We start from the raw sequence: 19666 nt of genomic DNA, 5'->3' as shown, positions 1-19666 counted from the left end.
GCATTTACGCAAGAAGATGCACCATGAAATTTGATGGGGAATTGCGTCGAACCGGCGGCATCTCCCCTCTCATGAAGAGATCGACATGCTGCAGCTTTTTGCGCGCGATGCGAGCGCCGTTCTGGACGCCCTCAACGCATCACAGGCCATCATCGAATTCGGCCTCGACGGCACCATTCTGAAGGCCAACGACAATTTCTGCCGCACGATGGGCTATCGCGCCGACGAGATCGTCGGGCGTCACCACCGCATCTTCGTCGATCCCGCCGAGGCGGCACGCCCGGACTACGCCGAGTTCTGGGCCCAGTTTGCTTCCGGCCAGCATGACCAACGGCAATATCGCCGCCTGCGCAAGGATGGATCGGAGGTCTGGATCGCGGCCTCCTACAACCCCGTGATGCGCGGTGGCAAACCCTATAAGGTCGTGAAATTCGCCACCGATGTCACCGCGCAGGCGCTGCAGGCAGCCGAAGACCGCGGCAAGCTCGAGGCGCTGTCGCGCGCCCAGGCCGTCATCGAATTCACGCCGACCGGCAAGATCCTTACGGCGAACGCCAATTTCCTGAAGGCGATGGGTTACGAACTCGACGAGATCGTCGGGCGCCATCATGCGATCTTCTGCGAGCCCGCCTATGTCGGCTCCGAAGCCTACCGGAGCTTCTGGCCGGAGCTTGCCGCCGGTCGCTTCCTCTCTGACGAATTCGTCCGCGTCGGCAAGAACGGCCGCCCCGTCTTCATCCAAGCGTCCTATAACCCGATCCTCGATGTCGACGGCAAAGTCTTCAAGATCGTCAAGCTCGCGACAGACGTCACCGACCGCGTCGCCAATGTGGAAAGCCTCGCCGCGGCATTGAAAAAGCTTTCTGCCGGCGATCTCACCGCCACGCTCGATCAGCCGTTCCTGCCCGCGCTGGAGCGCCTGCGCATCGACTTCAACGAAACATCCTCGACCTTGCGAACGACTCTGCAAACCATCTTCAGTGCGGCCGAGGCGATCACCTCCGCTTCGCGCTCCATCGACGCCACATCGCAGCACCTCGCCAGCCAGACCGACGCGCAGGCCGCCTCGGTGGAGGAGACCGCTTCGGCGCTGGAAGAGATCACCGTCACGGTCACCGATACCGCCGAGCGCGCCCGCGACGCAGGCGGCAAGGCGCGCGAAACGAGGCAACGCGCCGAACAGTCGGTCGCCGTGATGACCCAGGCCATCGACGCCATGGGCGAGATCCGCACCTCCGCAAGCGAGATTTCCGGCATCAGCGGCGTCATCGACGAGATCGCGTTCCAGACGAACCTTCTCGCCCTCAATGCCGGCGTCGAGGCTGCGCGCGCGGGCGATGCGGGCCGTGGCTTCGCCGTCGTCGCGCAGGAGGTGCGTGAACTCGCCCAGCGATCCGCCACCGCCGCCAAGGAGATCAAGGTCCTCATCCACGGCTCAAACGACCTGATCGGGCGCGGCGTCACGCTCGTCGAAAATACCGGCGAGGAGCTCGGCGCCATCGTCGATCGCGTCGTCGGCGTCGACCGCGACCTCCAGGCCATTGCGGAAGCCTCCAGGCAGCAGGCGATCGGCCTCAAGCAGATCAACAGCGCCGTCAACATGATGGACCAGACGACACAGCAGAACGCCCAGATGTTCGTCGAGACATCGAGCGCCACCGCCCGCCTGTCCGAAGAGGCCGCCACCCTCTTCGACCTCGTCGCCGGCTTCGAAATCAGCGAAACTCCGACCTCCAGTTCTCGCCCCACCGCCACCGCCCATACCGGCACCGGTTCCCACGCCCGCCCCGACACACCTCCCAACGCCGCCGGCAACCGCCAAGCCGCGCTGCGTAATTCAGCCTGAAGCGGCCGGCGCTTCTACGCTGTAGAATCGACGCCGCCGGCCGAACCTACAAACCCCGACGAACCTACGCTACGCACCCGCCGCATCGATCTTACGAACCGCCCCACCGCTACTTTGGCAGCACCCGTCACCTTTTTCCGCGTTTTCCAACCAAACACGGGCTAAATTGGCCTGGGGGAACTGCGCTTGACGATCGAGTCGCTGAAATCGGGTCTCCCGTGTGAGAGGGAGGTTGATCGCTGGCCATGCATGCTCCGGTAAAGTCGTCGCGCCCTCGCGATCCGCGTGCGCAATCCGAAAAGGCGCGCTTTTCCGAGCTGTTCAAGCCGAAGCTTGTCACGGTGCTGGAGGAAGGCTACCGGCTTTCGCATTTCAGGGCAGATGCGGTGGCCGGCCTGACCGTCGCTATCGTCGCCCTGCCGCTCTCCATGGCGATCGCGATCGCGTCGGGTGCGACGCCTGCGCAGGGCCTGATCACTGCCATCGTCGGCGGCTTTCTCGTCTCGCTTTTCGGCGGCAGCCGCCACCAGATCGGCGGGCCGGCCGGGGCGTTCATCGTGCTCGTCGCCGCGACCATCCAGGCCCATGGCATGGGCGGCCTCATCCTCGCGACCTTCCTGTCGGGCCTCATGCTTGCGGCGATCGGCTTCCTCAGGCTCGGCACCTATATCAAGTTCATTCCCTATCCCGTCACGGTGGGGTTCACCGCCGGCATCGCCGTCATCATCTTCGCCAGCCAGTTGACCCCGCTGTTCGGCCTGACCCTCGGTTCGCCCGAGCCCGGACCGCTCATCGAAAAGTTGCCAGTGATCTTCGCCGCTTTGCCGACGGTAAGCCCCGTCACGGCCGCCCTTGCCCTGGCCGCCATCGGCATCGTCGTCGCCGTCCGCAAGCTGAAACCGCATTGGCCGGGACTGCTGATCGCGGTTGTCCTCACCACGCTCGTCGCAGCCCTTGCCGGCCTGCCGGTGGCGACGATCGGCACCGCCTTCGGCGGCATCCCGTCGGGTCTGCCGGCGCCGTCGCTGCCGGCCTTCGATCTCGATCTCGTCATCGCCGTCCTGCCGAGCGCCATCGCCTTCACACTGCTCGGCGCGATCGAGTCGCTGCTCTCGGCGGTCGTGGCCGATGGCATGACCGGCCGGCGCCACCGCTCCAATTGCGAACTCGTGGCGCAAGGCGTCGCCAATATAGGCTCGTCGCTCTTCGGCGGCTTTTGCGTCACCGGCACCATCGCGCGCACCGCCACCAATGTGCGCGCCGGCGCGGTCGGACCCGTGTCGGGCATGCTGCACGCCGTCTTCCTGCTCGGCTTCATGATGCTCGCCGCACCGCTCGCGAGCTATATCCCGCTCGCCAGCCTCGCCGGCGTGCTTGCCGTTGTCGCCTGGTCCATGGTGGAAAAGCACGCCTTCGCCACGCTTCTGCGCGCATCCTGGGGCGATGCGGCGGTGCTTCTCGTCACCTTCCTGCTCACCATCTTCCGCGATCTCACCGAGGCGATCGTCGTCGGCTTTGCGCTCGGTGCGCTCATCTTCATCCACCGCATGTCGACGGCAACCTTTGCTGAGCCGCTCGTAGCCGAAGACGAACCCGACGGCTCCGCCGGACCGGACGAGGACCGCCTCACCCAGCAGGGCGACGTGATCGTTTACCGTGTCTCGGGCGCGCTCTTCTTCGGCGCGGCCGCCTCCATCGGCAGCCTGCTCGATCGCGTCGCGACGTCGGCACCGGTGCTGGTGCTCGATCTCTCCGCCGTCCCGATGATCGATTCCACCGCCGGCGAGATGATCGCCTCCATCGCGCGCAGCAAGAAGCGGCGCGGCGGCCGCGTCGTCATCACCGGCACGACCGGCCCGCTGCGGCGCGAATTCTTCGCCCATGGCGTGGCGCCACCGGTTGTGCGCTTTGACCGCACGGTCGACAGCGCGCTTCGCCGTCTCAGATCCGCAGACCCCACGGACGACGGCGCATCAGCCGCGCAGTGATCAGCGCGCCGGCTGCACTTCCACCGTCACATGCGACAGCTGCCGGATATCGGCCAGCAACGCCTTGTAGTGCGAGGGTGCCTTCGGCCGCGGGCACACCAGCGCGATGATCGCCGCGTGGTGTCCCGGCCCCACCTGCCACACATGCAGGTCGGTGATCGTTCCACCCTCACCCGAAAGCGCAGAGCGGATCGCACCCGCAAGCTGCCCGTCCTCCGGAACGGTATCGAGCAGCACGCCGCCCGATTGCCGCATGAGCCCGATCGACCAGCGCGCGATCACCAGCGCACCGACGACGCCCATCAGCGGATCGGCCCAGACCCAGCCATTGAAGCTGCCGACCACCAGCGCCACGATTGCGAGAACCGACGTCAGCGCGTCGGCGAGCACATGCAGATAGGCCGCCCGCAGATTGTTGTCCTGCCCATGCACATGGCCATGCCCGTGGTCATGATCATGGCCGTGGGAATGTCCATGGTGATGATGATGCCCGTGATCTTCCCGCAAAAGCCATGCGCTAATCAAATTGACCGCAAGCCCGACCACCGCGACGAGGATCGCCTGGTTGAAACTGATCGGCACCGGATTGGCGAGCCGCAGCAGGCTTTCCCAGCCGATGAGAAGCGCCACGATCCCGAGCACGACGGCACTGGCAAACCCCGCCAGATCGCCAAGCTTGCCTGTGCCGAAGGTGAAGCGGCGGTCGCGCGCATGGCGCCTGGCATAAAGATAGGCGACGGCCGAAATCATCAGCGCCGCAGCATGCGTCGCCATGTGCCAGCCATCGGCCATCAGCGCCATCGAGCCATAGATCGCGCCGCCGACGATCTCGATCACCATCATTGATGCCGTCAGCGCGATGACCAGCCACACGCGCTTCTCGTTGCGCGCGTGGTTGTCGCCGAGAAACACGTGCCCATGGTCGTAATCGTGGTCGTCGTCCAGTTGCGATTGCCCGGCCATCATGGCCTCCCTGTTTGCGCGCCGTCGTCGCTCGCGGCGGTCGCTTTTCATTTCAGATAGGTTCTGAGCACGCCCATCAGCTCTTCGCCGCCCTGGTGCCGGTCCGCTTCGGTCTCGGCTTCCAGCACGTGCTCGCGCAGATGGTGCTCCATCACTTCGGCCGTCAGGCCCGAGATCGCGCCGCGGATCGAGGCGAGCTGCCTCAGGATCTCGCCGCAGGGCGCCTCCCCGTTCAGCGCTCGCTCCACGCCTTCAAGCTGGCCCTTGAGCCGCCGCACCCGGCCGATCAGCCTGTCTTTGTGCTTCTGCGTGTGCATCCGCGCCCTCTAAAATATAACCTAGGGGACTATACTATAGGACGCACCGAGGCGGAAGAGGCCACATCAGGGCTCCGGTGCCTTAAGCGACCGCTGCCCGGTTCGCGCGCTGCTCCCGCCCGTCATGCACGCGGTTGCGGCCGGCCCGCTTGGCCTCATAGAGCCGCTCGTCCGCCTCGGTGATCAGCTGCGTGATGGTCTTGTCCTCGCTGGCCTCGCGCAGCGCCACACCAACGCTGATCGTCACCGCCCGGCGCAGCGCACTTCCGCCCTCGTCGTGCAGCGCCTCGACCGTCTTGCGCATGGCTTCCGCCACCGCCCGCACATGGTGATGGTCGCGCGCATCGACGACGATCGCGAATTCCTCGCCGCCATAGCGCGCAACCAGCGTAACGCCGGCGATCGTCGACCGGCTCAGCGCGTCGGCGATCCGCCTCAGGCAGGTATCACCCTCGGCATGGCCGAAAGTGTCGTTGTAGCTCTTGAAGTGATCGACATCGATCAGCAGAACGCCGAGCGCGCCGGACGAGGCGCGCAGCACCCGCATCAGCCGCCGCCGGTTGCCGAGCCCCGTCATCGGGTCCGTCTCCGTCTGGATCTCCAGGTCGCGGTTTGCCGCCTCCAGCGCCGCCTTGCGCTCCTGCAGATCGGCGACGAGCCGCGAATTTTCCCGCGAAAGCTTCAGCGCCAGCGTCAGCTGCGTGCCGAGCCCGCGCGCCATCGCCGCCAGCGTCCCGCACAAAAGCACGCCGGCAATGGCGAGGGCGTTGCTATAGGGCACCCCGCTCGCGAACAGGCCGGCGCAGGTGAGCAACAGCGCCGGAAACTGAAAGAGATTATAGGCCCGCTGGTAGACCGCTGCCGGGAAGGTCACCGTCACCGCGCCGGTGATCAGGCAGCAGACGACGAGTGCCTGCGCGGCATTGCCCTCAAGGATCATGAGAGCTGCGCCCACACCCCACGCCACACCGGATGTGCCGTAGATACCGCACACCAGGCGCGCCCAGTGACGCGTTGTGAAGCCGCGCGGCAGGCCGTAGTGGCGCAAGCCCGCGCTGATCAAATGCACGACCGCCACCCCGGCGACCACCACGAACCAGGCGATCAGTCCGGCCGGAATGCCCTGCTCCCAATAGATCGAAAGCGCGACCAGCCCGCCCACGATCGACATCACCGAAGCCGGCGCCGCCTTGTAGAGCGCATCCAGCTGCAGCTTCAGATCCGCGTCCATTTCAAACTTTGCCGTCAACACAGGCCCCTACCCTCTAACCCGCACCATGGCATGGGGAGCGCTAACAACCGCTTACCGGAACATGCACTGCGTGCGGCAAGCCTTGGCACTCAGTCGCAATGGCGATAGCCGTTGCGCCGCGCCCGAAGGTCGAAATGGAAATGGTCGGCGTGGTTGGCGTCCGACCCGGGACCCAGGATCGTGTTGAAATACTTGCAGCCGTCGTCGCGCACGGAATTCAAAAGCCCGCGCTCGCGAAACGCGAAGAAGCCCTTGGCGCTCACATCGATCACCCGGCCCGAATTCAGCTTGATCGAGCCGACATCGATCGCGTTGCCCTTGGAATGCTCCGACATCGGCGCGCCGCGCCGCGAATTCATGGTCCGGCAGGAATAGCCGCCCATGGAGCCGACCGTGTCGATGCCGGACAGGTAGCGCTTGCGCGTCGAAGGCGCGAGCTCATTCTTCACCCACGTCGCGAAAGCCTCCGCCATCTGGCAGTTGAGCAGCGTCGCGGGCCGCACCTTCACCCCGCCCGAAAGCGCCGAAACCTCCACGGGATGGGCAATCCCGCAGGACCCACCATTGCCGACGGCCGGCTTGTTGGTGAACTGCACGCCAAGCCGCTCCAGCCGCTGCCGGCACGCGGCTTCCGCCGCCGGCAGATTGCTCTGCGGCGCCTGCGAGCGCGCGAACGGATTGAGCGCACGCGGAAACAGGCCTGCGACCCGCTGCGGCTCTGGCGCCTGTTGCACGACCGGAGCAGCAGCAACGGGCGGTGCGGCAGCGACCGGCGGCGCGACAACGGCAACCGGCGCCGAGACGGGAGGTGCCGCGGCGATCGGCGCCGAAGGCTGGATCTGAACCGGTGCAGCCGCAGGCGGCATCATCGACGGCTGAGGCGCGACGGACGCCACAGGACTTTGCATCGCGCTTGGCTGGCCCGCAAGCCGCGCTTCGCCATTCGGCCCCAGCGTGCCGAGGATCTGCGGCTGGTCCGATGGCACATAGCCGGGCTGCCACCCGTCCGGCACGGGCCGCCCCTGCATCTGCGCAAGTGCCGCATCGTCGACAGGCAGCGGCTGGCCGCGCTGCAGCACCGCAAGACCCGACCCATAGCCGAGATCGGCGCCAGGCCCGCTCACGCCAGCCACACCAGCGCCGGACGAGGCACCGGCCCCCGCTCCTCCAACTGCTCCTTGTGCAAGGCTCTCATAGGCCGGCAACCCTTGCGCGGGCGGCGCGCCATAGGTCGCCTGTTGTCCGCCAAGAGCCGCAGGCGGCTGAGGTGCGATCGAACTGGTGGAAATCGCCTCAGGCGGCGCAAGCACGCTCGAGGCCGAGCACGAAACGAGAAGCGCCGCCGCAAACCCGCCGGCGAGAAGCCGTCCAAGCCCGGCGATCCTGCCAGGTCCTGCGACCAAACCAGCCCTCGCGCTCCGGCGCTGTTGCGCAGCAAGACCGTTGTCGCGGCCGTCCGCGTCGTCCGCTCCGTCGATGGCCATGAACATGCGTCTCCAGGTAGCGTACCGGTCCCTTGGAGAGCCACCTTAAGCGATCATGGTAAATGAGGACTGAACGCTTGCTGCCGCCCGCCCCCGCTCGCTAAACGGGAAGCCGCACCGAGCGCCAGATCCGCAGAAACGTTGCCAGATGGAGCGGCGACCGGTTCACTGGTAAGGCACGTGCAAAGCCAAACCCCGGAGCCAAGCGAACGATGTCGAAGAACGCGACATCGCTCCGGCAAATCCCTGAAGGAGCCCGCATGAACGAAGCCCCGAGACCGACCGGCGAACTGACGCTCAGAACGCTTGCCATGCCCGCCGACCTCAACGCCGCGGGCGATATCTTCGGCGGATGGGTCATGGCCCAGATGGATCTCGCCTCCGGCATACGCGCCGCAGAACGCGCGAAAGGCCGCGTCGTCACCGCAGCCGTCAACGAAATGGCCTTTGCCATGCCGGTCAAGATCGGCGACACGCTCTGCATCTACACCGACATCGCCAAGGTCGGCCGCACCTCCATCACCCTCACCGTCGAAGCCTGGGCCCAACGCTACCTCTCCGACCAGATGGACAAAGTCACCAACGCCACCTTCGTCATGGTCGCGCTGGACGGCAACGGCAAGCCGACGCCGGTTCCGGGGTGAAGGGTGAGGAGGATATTGAGCCGGAGACCGCCGGCAGCAGCCGTGGCCGCCTTCGCCCTGCAGGCAATAGCTGTGATCGCTTAAGGCTAAGGCGCAGATTTAAGTTCGAATCTGTTGTAGGTTCACTTCCATCGTATATCTAACCCAAGCTGGCGTATGGACCAGTCGAAAGCTGGTTTCCTGAGCATGCCGCAAAAGTTGTCCGACAGAGTATCGGCGATTAGACGATCCGGACTGCTCGACAGTTCCGGTCGCGAACAGTTTCATCACCTGACCGAGCATGTGCGTGTCGCGTTACAGGTGCCGGTTGCCATCATTTCCATTGTCGATGAGGACCGTCAGGTGTTCGCCGGCCATTGTGGTTTACCTGCGCCTTGGGACAGCGTCGGCGAGACGCCGCTGACCCACTCTTTCTGCCAACACGTGGTGGAGCGGGCGGCGATACTCAAGGTGAACGATGCCGACCTCCACGAGCTTGTAAACAGCAATCATGCCATCGCAGATCTTGGTGTGCGGGCCTATCTCGGCGTTCCGATCGCGTTGCCAACCGGCGAACTGGTGGGGGCGCTCGCGGCAATCGACACGACACCCCACCAATGGACCGAACATGACCGGAAGGTGCTGCAAAGCCTGGCGCTCGTCGTGGAGCGCGAAATATCGGTCGGGGTCTCGGAACTCAAATACCGACGGCTTTTCGAGGACATGCAGGAGGGCTATTACATCGCCGAGGCAGTGCGCGATGCCGCCGGAGACGTTGCGGACATTCGCTTCGAAGAAGTGAACCCGGCCTTCGAGCGGCTGCTCGGGCTCGACGCAAACGCTGTCTTGGGACACTGCCTTGGCGACCTCATGCCGGAGCTTTGCGAAGAGATGCTGCCCGCTGTCCGAAGGGTGCTTGACACTGGGGAGCCTCTGCTGAGCGTCAGCGCCAAAGCGATAAATGAGAACAGGTTCGAGAATCGAATTCGACGCCTGGAGGGCGACCGCGTCGCTTCTCTGTTCACCGATGTGACGCAACGCCAGCTGAACGAAGAGCAGCAACGGTTCCTGCATCAGGAAATGATGCATCGGGTGAAGAACACCATGGCGGTGGTGAGTGCAGTGGTGACAGCAAGCTTGCGCAATGCACCGAGCTTGGAAAAGGCAAGCGAGATCATCGCCTCGCGTATCGAGGCAATGTCGAGAACCCAGACACTGATCACCCGGCAGGAGGGAGATACCGACTTCGCAGAGGTCGTTCGCGAGGCCATCGCGCCTCATATCGACGATGAACGCAGATTGACGATCCAAGGACCTTCGATCGCGATTTCAGCCGAGCAGGCCGTTGGTCTTTCGCTGGCGATCTATGAGCTGTCCACAAACGCCGCAAAATATGGCGCGCTTGGATCGGACGAGGGAGAAATCTCGATCGATTGGAACGTCGGACAGGATCGCACTTTCGAATTTCGTTGGAAGGAACGCAACGGTCCGCGTGTTTCACCGCCGCTGCGCTCGGGGTTCGGCTCGAAACTGACCGACCGGATCGTCCCCAGATACTTCAAAGGCTCGGGAGAGACTGCTTATCTGCCTGAGGGCGTGGAGTATGTTCTGCGCGGCATAACGCAAACCGCAAGCGCCGAGCCTTTCGACGCAGGCTGAAGGCGCCCCGTGTCGAAGAGGTCGCCCAACGCGAAACGTCCTTGCAGCCGTTTCGCCGATTGGCACACCCCCACCCCATATAACCTATCTTAAAGACACCCCCGCTCATCGGCCTACACAGCGGCTCCCTTTCCCCTCAGTTCAGGAGCCGTCCATGGAAAATCAGGTTATTATGGACGATGCGGCGCCCATCGATTCCGGCGTGCCGGGGTTGAATCATCTGATGCGCGGCGGTTTCGCCAAGGGTCGGGCGCATCTGGTCGAGGGGCGGCCGGGCAGCGGCAAGACCACGGTCGGGCTGCAGTTCCTGCTCGATGGCGTGCGCCGCGGTGAGACCTGCCTCTACATCACGCTGTCGGAAAGCCGGCGCGAGCTCATCTCGGTCGCGCGCCGCCATGGCTGGTCGCTCGATGGACTGGAGATCTACGAGCTCGTCCCGCCCGAACTCAGCCTCGACAAGTCCAAGTACCAGTCGATGCTCCACTCCTCCGAGCTCGAGCTCGGCGAGACGCTGGAAATGGCGCTCGCCGCCATCGAGAAGCACAAGCCCACCCGGCTCGTCTTCGACAGCCTGTCGGAAATCCGCATCCTGTCGCAGGGCTCGCTGCGCTATCGCCGCCAGGTGCTCGCGCTGAAGAGCTTCGTTCTCCTGAACGACATCACCACGCTCTTCCTCGACGATCTCACCGGCGAGCAGGACGATCTCAACCTCCACTCCGTCTGCCACGGCGTCCTGCGGCTGGAACATTACGTCCCCGCCTATGGCGCGGAACGGCGGCGCGCGCGGCTGATCAAGATGCGCGGCGTGCAGATCCGCGGCGGCTTCCACGACATGGTCATCCGGCCGGGCGGCGTCACCATCTTCCCCCGCCTCACGGCTGCCGATCATGCCCAGGTGGATTTCGGCGCGGATGCGCAAAGCGGCACCGGCCTCGACGATCTCTTCAAGGGCGGCCTTCCGCGCGGCACCAGCACGCTGCTCATGGGCCCGTCCGGCACCGGCAAGTCGTCGATCTCGGCGCGCTATGCCTATGCGGCGCTGAGGCGCGGCGAACCCGTCTACCTCGTCACCTTTGAGGAAACCAAGCGCATCATTCTCGCCCGCGCCGAAGGCTTGGGCATGGACCTCGCGCCCTTCCTCGAAAGCGGCCTGCTCACGCTCGATCAGGTCGATCCGGCGGAGCTGTCGCCGGGCGAGATCACCGGCCGCCTGCAGCAGGCCGTCGAAGCGTCGGGCGTGAAGATGGTCATCATCGACAGCCTCACCGGCTACCTTAATTCCCTGCCCGAGGAGCAGCAGCTGCTCCTGCAGATGCACGAAATTCTCACCTATCTGAACCAGCAGGGCATCGTCACGCTTCTTCTGCTCGCCAATCACGGGCTGATCGGCCATATGAATACACCGGTCGATCTCACCTACCTGTCCGATTCGGTGATGTTGCTGCGCTACTTCGAAGCCGAAGGCCGGATCCGCCGCGCCGTCTCGGTGGTGAAGAAGCGCACCGGGCCCCATGAGGATGCGATCCGTGAATTCACCCTGTCGTCGGATGGACTATCGGTCGGGGAGCCGCTCTCGCAGTTTTCCGGCGTGCTCTCCGGCACCCCACGCTTCGATGGCGATCGGGCGTCGCTGATGCGCCAGTCACAGCCAGAGTCTTGAAACCGGAAACCTGAAAGCGTGTCGGCTGAACCTGCCCGCATCATCGTCTGCACGCCCTTCGGCCGCGATGGCGCGATCGCGTCAGGCCTCATCCGCGATGCCGGCTTCGATCCCGTTTCCTGCACCGACTTGCCGGAAATCCTCGCCCTCCTGCCGCCTGCCAGGCCCGATGCGCTCTGCCTCGTCATCACCGAGGAAGCCCTGCTCGAAGGCGAACGCAGCCAGCTTGCCGCATGGATCGAAAGCCAGCCGCCCTGGTCCGATTTCCCCGTCATCATCCTCGGCTCGCGCGGCCAGGAGCTCGATGAACGCCTCGCCTTCCTCAATCACGGCCACATCGTGCTGGAACGCCCCTTCAGCGCAGCCTCGCTCAAGAGCGCCGTCGCCTCCGCCGCACGCGCGCGCACCCGCCAGCTCCAGGTCAAGGCCTATATCGAAGAGCGCGAAAAGTCCGATGAGCGCCAAAAGCTCCTGATCCGCGAGCTCCACCACCGGGTCAAGAACACGCTCGCCAACGTCCAGGCCATGCTCGGCGCAACCGCCCGCTCCCACACCGATATCGAAAGCTTCACACGCGCCTTCTCGAGCCGCATCGTGTCGCTCTCGCGCACCCACGAAAAGCTCACCGAGGATTACTGGCAGACCGCCTCGCTGCGCCGCATCCTCACCCAGGAACTCGATATCTACGATACCAAGGCCGGCCGCTTCACCATCGAAGGCCCCGATACCCACCTCGTCTCCGATATCGCCGTCCCCCTCGGCATGGCCTTCCACGAACTTGCCACCAATGCTGTCAAATACGGCGCCCTTTCCGTGGAAGAAGGCCGCGTCCAAGTCCGATGGTCCATCGAGGAAACCGAAGGCAACCGCCACCTCAACCTCAGCTGGCAGGAAACCGGCGGCCCCGCCGCCACCACCCCCACCCGCAAAGGCTTCGGCTCCGTCCTCCTGGAACGCGTCCTCACCGTCCAGTGCAACGCCGAGATCCAGACCGACTACGCCGAAACGGGATTTTCGCTCCACCTGACGATGCCGTTGCCGAAGTCGAGGCTCGTGCCGCGGTATTGAGGGGGTTGGTGGGTTGGGATGTCGGGACTAGAGGCTGCTGAGAGGACGGTCGGATTCTGAGCTGCGAGCTTATGAAAGCGGCCATTCAAATAGGTCACTCATCACCGTCGCCCCCAAAACGATCGGGCGACTGGCCTGCCCGTATCCGATCCACGCCATCTACCAGTGCCTTGAGAAGGGCCTGCTCGTAATCGGTCAGGCCGTTAGCATCGCTGAGGTGGCTCTTTGCATTCTCGTACACAGCGCCCAAGTCGTAAAGATCCTCATCTGGTTCCTTGCGGAAGCTATACCGGATGCCGCCACCCGAGGAACTCTGAGTTAACATCCCTTTGATCACCTTCGCCGTGAAGCTGCCGTCCGCCTCGATGCCCTTGCGTAGCCATTCCTTGGCGGCAGCCGGATCGCCTAAATGCTTCCATGACCGTGCTATGTCCCATAGGTAGGGCACATTCACGAGCGAGCCATCGTTGGCCGAGGCCTGTATTTTTGGCATCAATACGGTGCCGAGCTTATCAAAATCCTCCTTGCTTATGACCCGTCGGCCGGCATCATCACTAGGGAAGACGCCGAGTTCCCGGCCGCGATCAAAATAGAGGTCGGCTAGGACGAACGGAGAGTTCGACTGTTCGAAGGCGGCTATGAGGTGCTTGCCAGCTTCCTCTTCACCCCAAGCCTCAAGCAAATCGCGTACCAAGAAGCGAAGCGTTCCGCTCGGTTCGAGCGTGAACATCTCTCCTTGCCAGGGGAGACCAAGTACTTCATCGCCAATCGAGAGAAGTGCGTTGAGCAATTGTTGGGATGGTTCAGGCTTAGGATGGACAGCGAAGCGGATACGCAAGTCCTGCAGGAAGAGTCCGATCATCGCTCGGCCGCGGCGATTGTCCTTCCCAACGTACGCTCGCAGCGCGCTCGTGATCGCCTTCTCATCGTCGAGTTTGTCGAACACCGCATCAATTGTGCTCTTGGGCACTGCGTCAGCGCTGGGGTGAAGAGCAAAGTAGGCGTCGTAGCCAGCTTCACTCGCTAGACCTCGACGAGCCTGCGATGCGGCGTAGTTCTCGCTTATCATGTAACGATCGCCCTGAAACCACTTGCCCTGGCTCGGAAAGAGGACGGTTAGGAGCGCCATAATCACGTCGACGGTCGTCGGCAGCAAGGACTCCTTCAGCGCCTCAACCTTTGCCCTTCGTTCCTCGTCAGCACCCATGAAGTAGCGGCCTTCGTTGAAGAGAAAGTCACGGTTCAGACGAACCCAATCGAACGCGGTTGAATCGAACAGGCGGATGCCTTCGATGGCCACTAGATCCTGAGAGTCAAACTCGCCCTCCAAAGCCGGCCAGACAAACTTCAAAGCGTTCGAGAAACGCAGCACGTCACGCGGGTAATTCATCCAGCGGTGCACGCCGTCTCGGACAATGTACTGCCACCTGGCCGAGTTTTCGCCGTCAGCGGTTAGGAACTTGATCTCTTCGTCGAGCATAGTCAGAAGGACGTTCTTCCCGGGCAGGGGCAACTCGACTTCCTGCTGAACGATTTTCTCGGCAAATCGTGGGCCAACGCGGTCCGTGCCTTCCTCGAGTGCCCGCCACACTATTTCGCGGTCATAAACAAGCAGGTAAATGACGTTTGGCAGGCGCCCGATGGTCTTGACCATTTGCATGATCGACCTGATCTCATCGTCTTCGAGCCGATCGATATCGTCGATGGTGACAAAGAAGCGACGGTCGCTCTTTGACAGCAGATCCCTGAGGTCTTCATATGCCTTTTGCAGGCTGGGCGTCTTGAGATAGTTGCTCGCAGCGGCATTTAGCGCCTTCTTGCCGAATCCGCCGGCTAGCCGCGAAAATACACCGCCACTTGGATCAATTGCGACTGATAGAGTGACGGCTGCATCGACCAGACTGTCCGTACCCTGTGCTGTGGTGTGCATGCCCCTTTTGAAAAGCTTTCTGACTTTGCCTTCTTTGGGTTTCAGCTGCTCGGACAACAACTTGAAGAAGGCTGCCATCAGGTCCTGGTGACCCGAGACTATCCAAGGACGGAAGTCGACGTGTTCGACCTTTTTTGCCTCATCCTGGTGCTTCTTGATGTGCTCAAGAATGAAGTTGACGACCGTAGTCTTTCCGGAGCCCCACTTGCCGTGAAGCCCGATAACGTAGCCGTTTGGTACGTTCATATTGACGATGACGTTCGCCAAGCGCTCGGCAAATGGAGCATATCCCAGTCGATCGTCCTTTAGATTTTTTTCGGTTGATCGTCGCCTAGGGTGTACTCATCACTCGTCATCGCGCTTTTCCCCCCCACTCAGGCAGAACTGATCGCAAACCAAGTCTTGCTACGCGCAGAGTAGCTACCTTTCCTAGCGTGGATCAACGTCAGCACTTGAATCGTAAAGCGACACCCCGTTCCCCGGAATGCGGGAACATCCGCATTCGGGATCGACTACAGAACGGCAGCTTTAGGGAAGCCGTCAGTGGTCCTTTGAACAACCGCCATGGGGTCGAAAGCTGTCATCAAGCCTCCTCCCCCATTCAGCCCCCATTCACGTCTCTTCCGTTAACAATTCCTCAAGGTCTCAACGGTCACGCCCGCGTGATCGGCGGCGTTTTCGGGAACTATCTGTCGCTTGCGACCGTTTGAGAGCCGAAATCAACGATAACTGCACGTCAAGAAAAAGCAGTGAGGTACGTCATGAAAACCTTTTTGAAAGCAGCCGCCTTCGTCGTGGGCATGCTGGGCGCCGGTAGCGCGCTGGCCCAGTCGGCGCTCGTCACCACCGATCTCAACCTGCGCGCCGGTCCCGGCACCGGCTACCAGTCCGTCGGCGTCCTGCCGAGCGGCGCCGTCGTCAATGTCGCCGGCTGCGCCTCGGGCTATTCCTGGTGCCGCGTGAACTATCAGGGCTATGACGGCTGGGCCTCGTCCCGCTACCTCGCCCAGCAGGAAGGCCGCTATGCCGGCGGCAACTTCTCGTCGTCCGCCGCCTCCATTGGCATCCCGCTGATCGCCGGCGTCGTCATCGGCTCCGCGCTCAGCAACAATGACCGCGATTACCGCCGTCCGGGCCGCTACTACGATCGCCGCGACTGGCGTGCTGATCGCCGTGACTGGCGCCGCGAAGCCCGCCGCGACTGGCGAGACGATCGCCGTGAATGGCGCCGTGAAGTCCGTCGCGACTGGCGCGATGATCGCCGCGATGCCCGTGGCGAGATCGTCATCCCCCGCGGCGGCCAGGCTCCGTTCCGTTACCAGACCGACTGATTTGGTCGGACCGGATCGGGCCCACGCCCGAATCTTAAGTGCATGCGAGAGCGCGTCGTCCCCATGGGGCGGCGCGTTTTCGCATTGCGGACCTGGCCATCCGCCCACCCGTCGTGCTGACGGCGGAAAGCGCCGCCGATCCTCTCGAAAAGCGGTCATTCCACGGCTCAAACCGGCGCGCTCCCCTTCCAATCCCGCCGGACTCCACCCATATTCCCTCCATGGCTTCCCGACCCGACAAGACCTCGCCCCGCCCCGACGATACCGGCGCGGAGGATTTCGACCCGACGCGCACGCGCGGCTTTTCCGAGGCGCCCCAGCGCGGCCTGGAAGGCGCCCCCTTCTCCTCCGGCTCCGTCTCCGACTGGGCCCGCGAGATGGAGCGCATGGCCGAGGCCGAAACCATCGAAACCCGCCACGACGTCGCCTCCAAGGCCGGCAAACACCGCCGCAAGGTCGAACGCGCTGCCCAGGCGGAACGCGAAGCCAGTGATGACGCTCCAAACGGCTCGAAGAGCCGCAAGGCCGAACGGCCGTCCGAGCCCGTGCGAGGCCCCCGCGGAGCGAAGGCGCAAAGCGCCGACAGCGTGAGCGCAAACAAAATCAACTCTAACAAACCCACCGCATCCGAGCCCGGGGCCCCCGCCAGCGCCGAGCGCAGCGAGAAGCTTAAGGGCGGGGCATCAAGAACTTCCCGCGGAACGTCCATGGGCGGTACGACCGATCCGCGCGCCCGCGCCGCCGCCGGCCTCAATCCCGTTGCCGGCATGGATACGAGCCTGGAGGAGGCCTCCGCGCTCGCCACCGGCGCGGTCACGGCCACCGTCGAGGCGCTGTCGGCGCTGATCGAAAGCGGCAATCCGCTCTTCAAGGACGGCAAGCTGTGGACGCCGCACCGCCCCGCCCGGCCGGAGAAATCCGAAGGCGGCATCGCCTTCACCATGCAGACCGAGTACCAGCCCGCCGGCGACCAGCCGACCGCGATCGCCGATCTCGTCGCCGGCGTGAAGGAGAACGAGCGCTCCCAGGTGCTGCTCGGCGTCACCGGCTCGGGCAAGACCTTCACCATGGCCAAGGTCATCGAGGAGACGCAGCGCCCCGCCGTCATCCTCGCGCCCAACAAAACCCTCGCCGCCCAGCTCTATTCGGAGTTCAAGAACTTCTTCCCGGACAATGCGGTGGAATATTTCGTCTCCTATTACGACTACTACCAGCCGGAAGCCTACGTCCCGCGCTCGGATACCTATATCGAGAAGGAATCCTCCATCAACGAGCAGATCGACCGCATGCGCCACTCGGCGACGCGCGCCCTGCTCGAACGCGACGACGTCATCATCGTCGCCTCCGTCTCCTGCATCTACGGTATCGGCTCGGTCGAAACCTATACGGCGATGACCTTCCAGATGGCCGTCGGCGACCGGCTCGACCAGCGCCAGCTCCTCGCCGACCTCGTCGCCCAGCAATACAAGCGCCGCGACATGGATTTCCAGCGCGGCTCGTTCCGTGTCAGGGGCGATACGATCGAGATCTTCCCCGCCCACCTGGAGGATGCCGCCTGGCGCATCTCGCTCTTCGGCGACGAGATCGAGTCCATCACCGAGTTCGATCCGCTGACCGGCCACAAGACCGCCGAGCTGAAATCCGTCAAGATCTACGCCAACTCGCACTATGTGACGCCGAAGCCCACGCTCAACCAGGCGATCAAGTCGATCAAGGAAGAGCTGAAGCACCGCCTCGCCGAGCTCGAAAAGGCCGGCCGCCTGCTCGAAGCCCAGCGACTGGAGCAGCGCACCCGCTACGACATCGAGATGCTGGAAGCCACCGGCTCCTGCCAGGGCATCGAGAACTATTCGCGCTATCTCACCGGCCGCTCGCCCGGCGAGCCGCCCCCGACGCTGTTCGAATACATCCCCGACAACGCGCTGCTCTTCGTCGACGAGAGCCACGTCACCATCCCGCAGATCGGCGGCATGTATCGCGGCGACTTCCGCCGCAAGGCGACGCTGGCCGAATACGGCTTCCGCCTGCCGTCCTGCATGGACAACCGCCCGTTGCGCTTCGAGGAGTGGGATGCGATGCGCCCGCCCACCGTCGCCGTGTCCGCCACCCCCGGCGGCTGGGAGATGGAGGCCGCCGGCGGCGTCTTCGCCGAACAGGTCATCCGCCCCACGGGCCTCATCGATCCGCCGGTGGAAATCCGCCCGGCGAAATCCCAGGTCGACGACGTTCTCGGCGAAATCCGCGAGACGGCCGCCGCCGGCTACCGCACCCTCGTCACCGTGCTCACCAAGCGCATGGCCGAGGATCTCACCGAATATCTGCACGAGCAGGGCGTGCGCGTCCGCTACATGCACTCCGACATCGACACGCTGGAGCGCATCGAGATCATCCGCGACCTGCGCCTCGGCGCCTTCGACGTGCTGGTCGGCATCAACCTTCTGCGCGAAGGCCTCGACATCCCGGAATGCGGCTTCGTCGCCATCCTCGATGCCGACAAGGAAGGCTTCCTGCGCTCCGAAACCTCGCTGATCCAGACCATCGGCCGCGCCGCGCGCAACGTCGACGGCAAGGTCATCCTCTATGCCGACCAGATCACCGGCTCCATGACCCGAGCCATGGAAGAAACCGGCCGCCGCCGCGAAAAGCAGCTCGAATACAACGCCAAGAACGGCATCACGCCCGAAAGCGTCAAGGCCCGCATCTCCGACATCCTCGATAGCGTCTACGAGCGCGACCACGTCCGCGCCGATATCGGCGTGCGCGGCAAGGGCAAGCGCGGCGAAGATCCCAACAACCTCATCGGCAACAACCTCGCCGCCCACCTCGAAGACCTCGAACGCCGCATGCGCGCCGCCGCCACCGACCTCGACTTCGAAACCGCAGCCCGCCTGCGCGACGAAATCAAACGCCTCAAGGCCCGCGAACTGGAAACGATGGACGACCCGCTGGCCCGGGTGCAGGGCAATGCCGGCGAAGGCGGCTCCGCATCCAAATCAGGCAAGGGAAAAGACCGAGCGAGCGGAGCGACGCGCAGCGGACAATCGTCCGCCGCCGGTCATCCGGCGCCCCCGCGGAGCGAGCCGCAAAGCGGCGACAGCGTGAGCGCAAGCCAAACCCCCGGAGAGACATCCCGCTCTCTCTTCCACAAACCCGACCTCGACGAAATGACCGTCGGCCGGACCGAAAGACCCGTACAAGGCAAGATCCCACCCAAGCCCCTGAACCCCTCCTCTCCCTCACAGGGAGAGGAGGAGCGGTCTGCGCAGCAGACGAAACGATCCAGTGAATCGTTTCGAGCGACGAACGCCCGAAGCGAAAGCGAAGGGCCGGCAGGCAAGCCCCGCGAGGCGAAGCCCGAGCAGACTGGCGCGCTTGGTGAGGGGAACGACCTACGCCCGCTGGCCCGCGGCAAGATCGGCGCCGGCTCCTACGAAGACGAATCCGAAGCCCGCCGCCAAAAACGCCGCCCAGGCAAAACGGGCCGACCGGGACGGTAGGCAAGCCGCGATGGCCACGCGCTTCCGTCCGAGGTGAGTGGAACCAGC

At 64.0% G+C, this 19666-nt stretch carries 13 protein-coding genes; 8 read left to right on the top strand and 5 right to left on the bottom strand.

The window, feature by feature from the left end; all coding sequences use genetic code 11:
- Window positions 1-85 precede the first annotated feature (85 nt).
- The gene (locus D5400_RS10730) at window positions 86-1846 is read left to right on the top strand and encodes a methyl-accepting chemotaxis protein (protein WP_126010014.1); all 1761 of its coding nucleotides are present in this window, start codon (window positions 86-88) and stop codon (window positions 1844-1846) included.
- A 245-nt stretch (window positions 1847-2091) separates the two neighbouring features.
- Window positions 2092-3834: a SulP family inorganic anion transporter gene (locus D5400_RS10725; protein ID WP_126010013.1), complete on the top strand. Its 1743-nt coding sequence runs from the start codon at window positions 2092-2094 to the stop codon at window positions 3832-3834.
- Here D5400_RS10725 and dmeF read toward each other — a convergent pair whose 3' ends face one another.
- From dmeF to D5400_RS10705, 4 genes are all read right to left on the bottom strand, one after another.
- Window positions 3835-4800: a CDF family Co(II)/Ni(II) efflux transporter DmeF gene (gene dmeF, locus D5400_RS10720; RefSeq protein ID WP_245451262.1), complete on the bottom strand. Its 966-nt coding sequence runs from the start codon at window positions 4798-4800 to the stop codon at window positions 3835-3837.
- A gap of 44 nt (window positions 4801-4844) precedes the next feature.
- Window positions 4845-5114, bottom strand: a complete 270-nt coding sequence (locus D5400_RS10715; protein ID WP_126010012.1) for a metal/formaldehyde-sensitive transcriptional repressor — start codon at window positions 5112-5114, stop codon at window positions 4845-4847.
- An 82-nt stretch (window positions 5115-5196) separates the two neighbouring features.
- Window positions 5197-6363 (bottom strand): GGDEF domain-containing protein, encoded by a 1167-nt coding sequence (locus D5400_RS10710; protein WP_126010011.1) that lies wholly within the window; start codon window positions 6361-6363, stop codon window positions 5197-5199.
- A gap of 92 nt (window positions 6364-6455) precedes the next feature.
- The gene (locus D5400_RS10705; protein WP_245451261.1) at window positions 6456-7850 is read right to left on the bottom strand and encodes an extensin-like domain-containing protein; all 1395 of its coding nucleotides are present in this window, start codon (window positions 7848-7850) and stop codon (window positions 6456-6458) included.
- A gap of 260 nt (window positions 7851-8110) precedes the next feature.
- Here D5400_RS10705 and D5400_RS10700 point away from each other — a divergent pair, with 260 nt between their 5' ends.
- From D5400_RS10700 to D5400_RS10685, 4 genes are all read left to right on the top strand, one after another.
- Window positions 8111-8494, top strand: coding sequence for an acyl-CoA thioesterase (locus D5400_RS10700; RefSeq protein WP_126010010.1), 384 nt, complete (start codon window positions 8111-8113; stop codon window positions 8492-8494).
- 198 nt (window positions 8495-8692) lie between these two features.
- Window positions 8693-10132, top strand: coding sequence for a sensor histidine kinase (locus D5400_RS10695; protein ID WP_205665459.1), 1440 nt, complete (start codon window positions 8693-8695; stop codon window positions 10130-10132).
- 154 nt (window positions 10133-10286) lie between these two features.
- Window positions 10287-11792, top strand: a complete 1506-nt coding sequence (locus tag D5400_RS10690; protein WP_126010008.1) for an ATPase domain-containing protein — start codon at window positions 10287-10289, stop codon at window positions 11790-11792.
- An 18-nt stretch (window positions 11793-11810) separates the two neighbouring features.
- Entirely contained in the window at window positions 11811-12860 is a 1050-nt protein-coding gene (locus tag D5400_RS10685; protein ID WP_126010007.1) for a sensor histidine kinase, read from the top strand.
- 94 nt (window positions 12861-12954) lie between these two features.
- On the opposite strand, the gene D5400_RS10680 is transcribed toward D5400_RS10685, so the two are convergent.
- Window positions 12955-15057, bottom strand: a complete 2103-nt coding sequence (locus tag D5400_RS10680) for a KAP family P-loop NTPase fold protein (protein WP_126010006.1) — start codon at window positions 15055-15057, stop codon at window positions 12955-12957.
- Window positions 15058-15551: 494 nt separating this feature from the next.
- Here D5400_RS10680 and D5400_RS21365 point away from each other — a divergent pair, with 494 nt between their 5' ends.
- Both D5400_RS21365 and uvrB read left to right on the top strand, forming a co-directional pair.
- Window positions 15552-16121 (top strand): SH3 domain-containing protein, encoded by a 570-nt coding sequence (locus D5400_RS21365; RefSeq protein WP_205665458.1) that lies wholly within the window; start codon window positions 15552-15554, stop codon window positions 16119-16121.
- Between the two features lie 221 nt (window positions 16122-16342).
- Window positions 16343-19618, top strand: coding sequence for an excinuclease ABC subunit UvrB (uvrB, locus tag D5400_RS10670; RefSeq protein WP_425364875.1), 3276 nt, complete (start codon window positions 16343-16345; stop codon window positions 19616-19618).
- The last annotated feature ends 48 nt before the right edge of the window (window positions 19619-19666 follow it).

This window comes from Georhizobium profundi, assembly GCF_003952725.1.
Classification (GTDB): domain Bacteria; phylum Pseudomonadota; class Alphaproteobacteria; order Rhizobiales; family Rhizobiaceae; genus Georhizobium; species Georhizobium profundi.
Note: the sequence above shows the minus strand (reverse complement) of the source record. Positions and strands in the feature narration are given on the sequence as shown.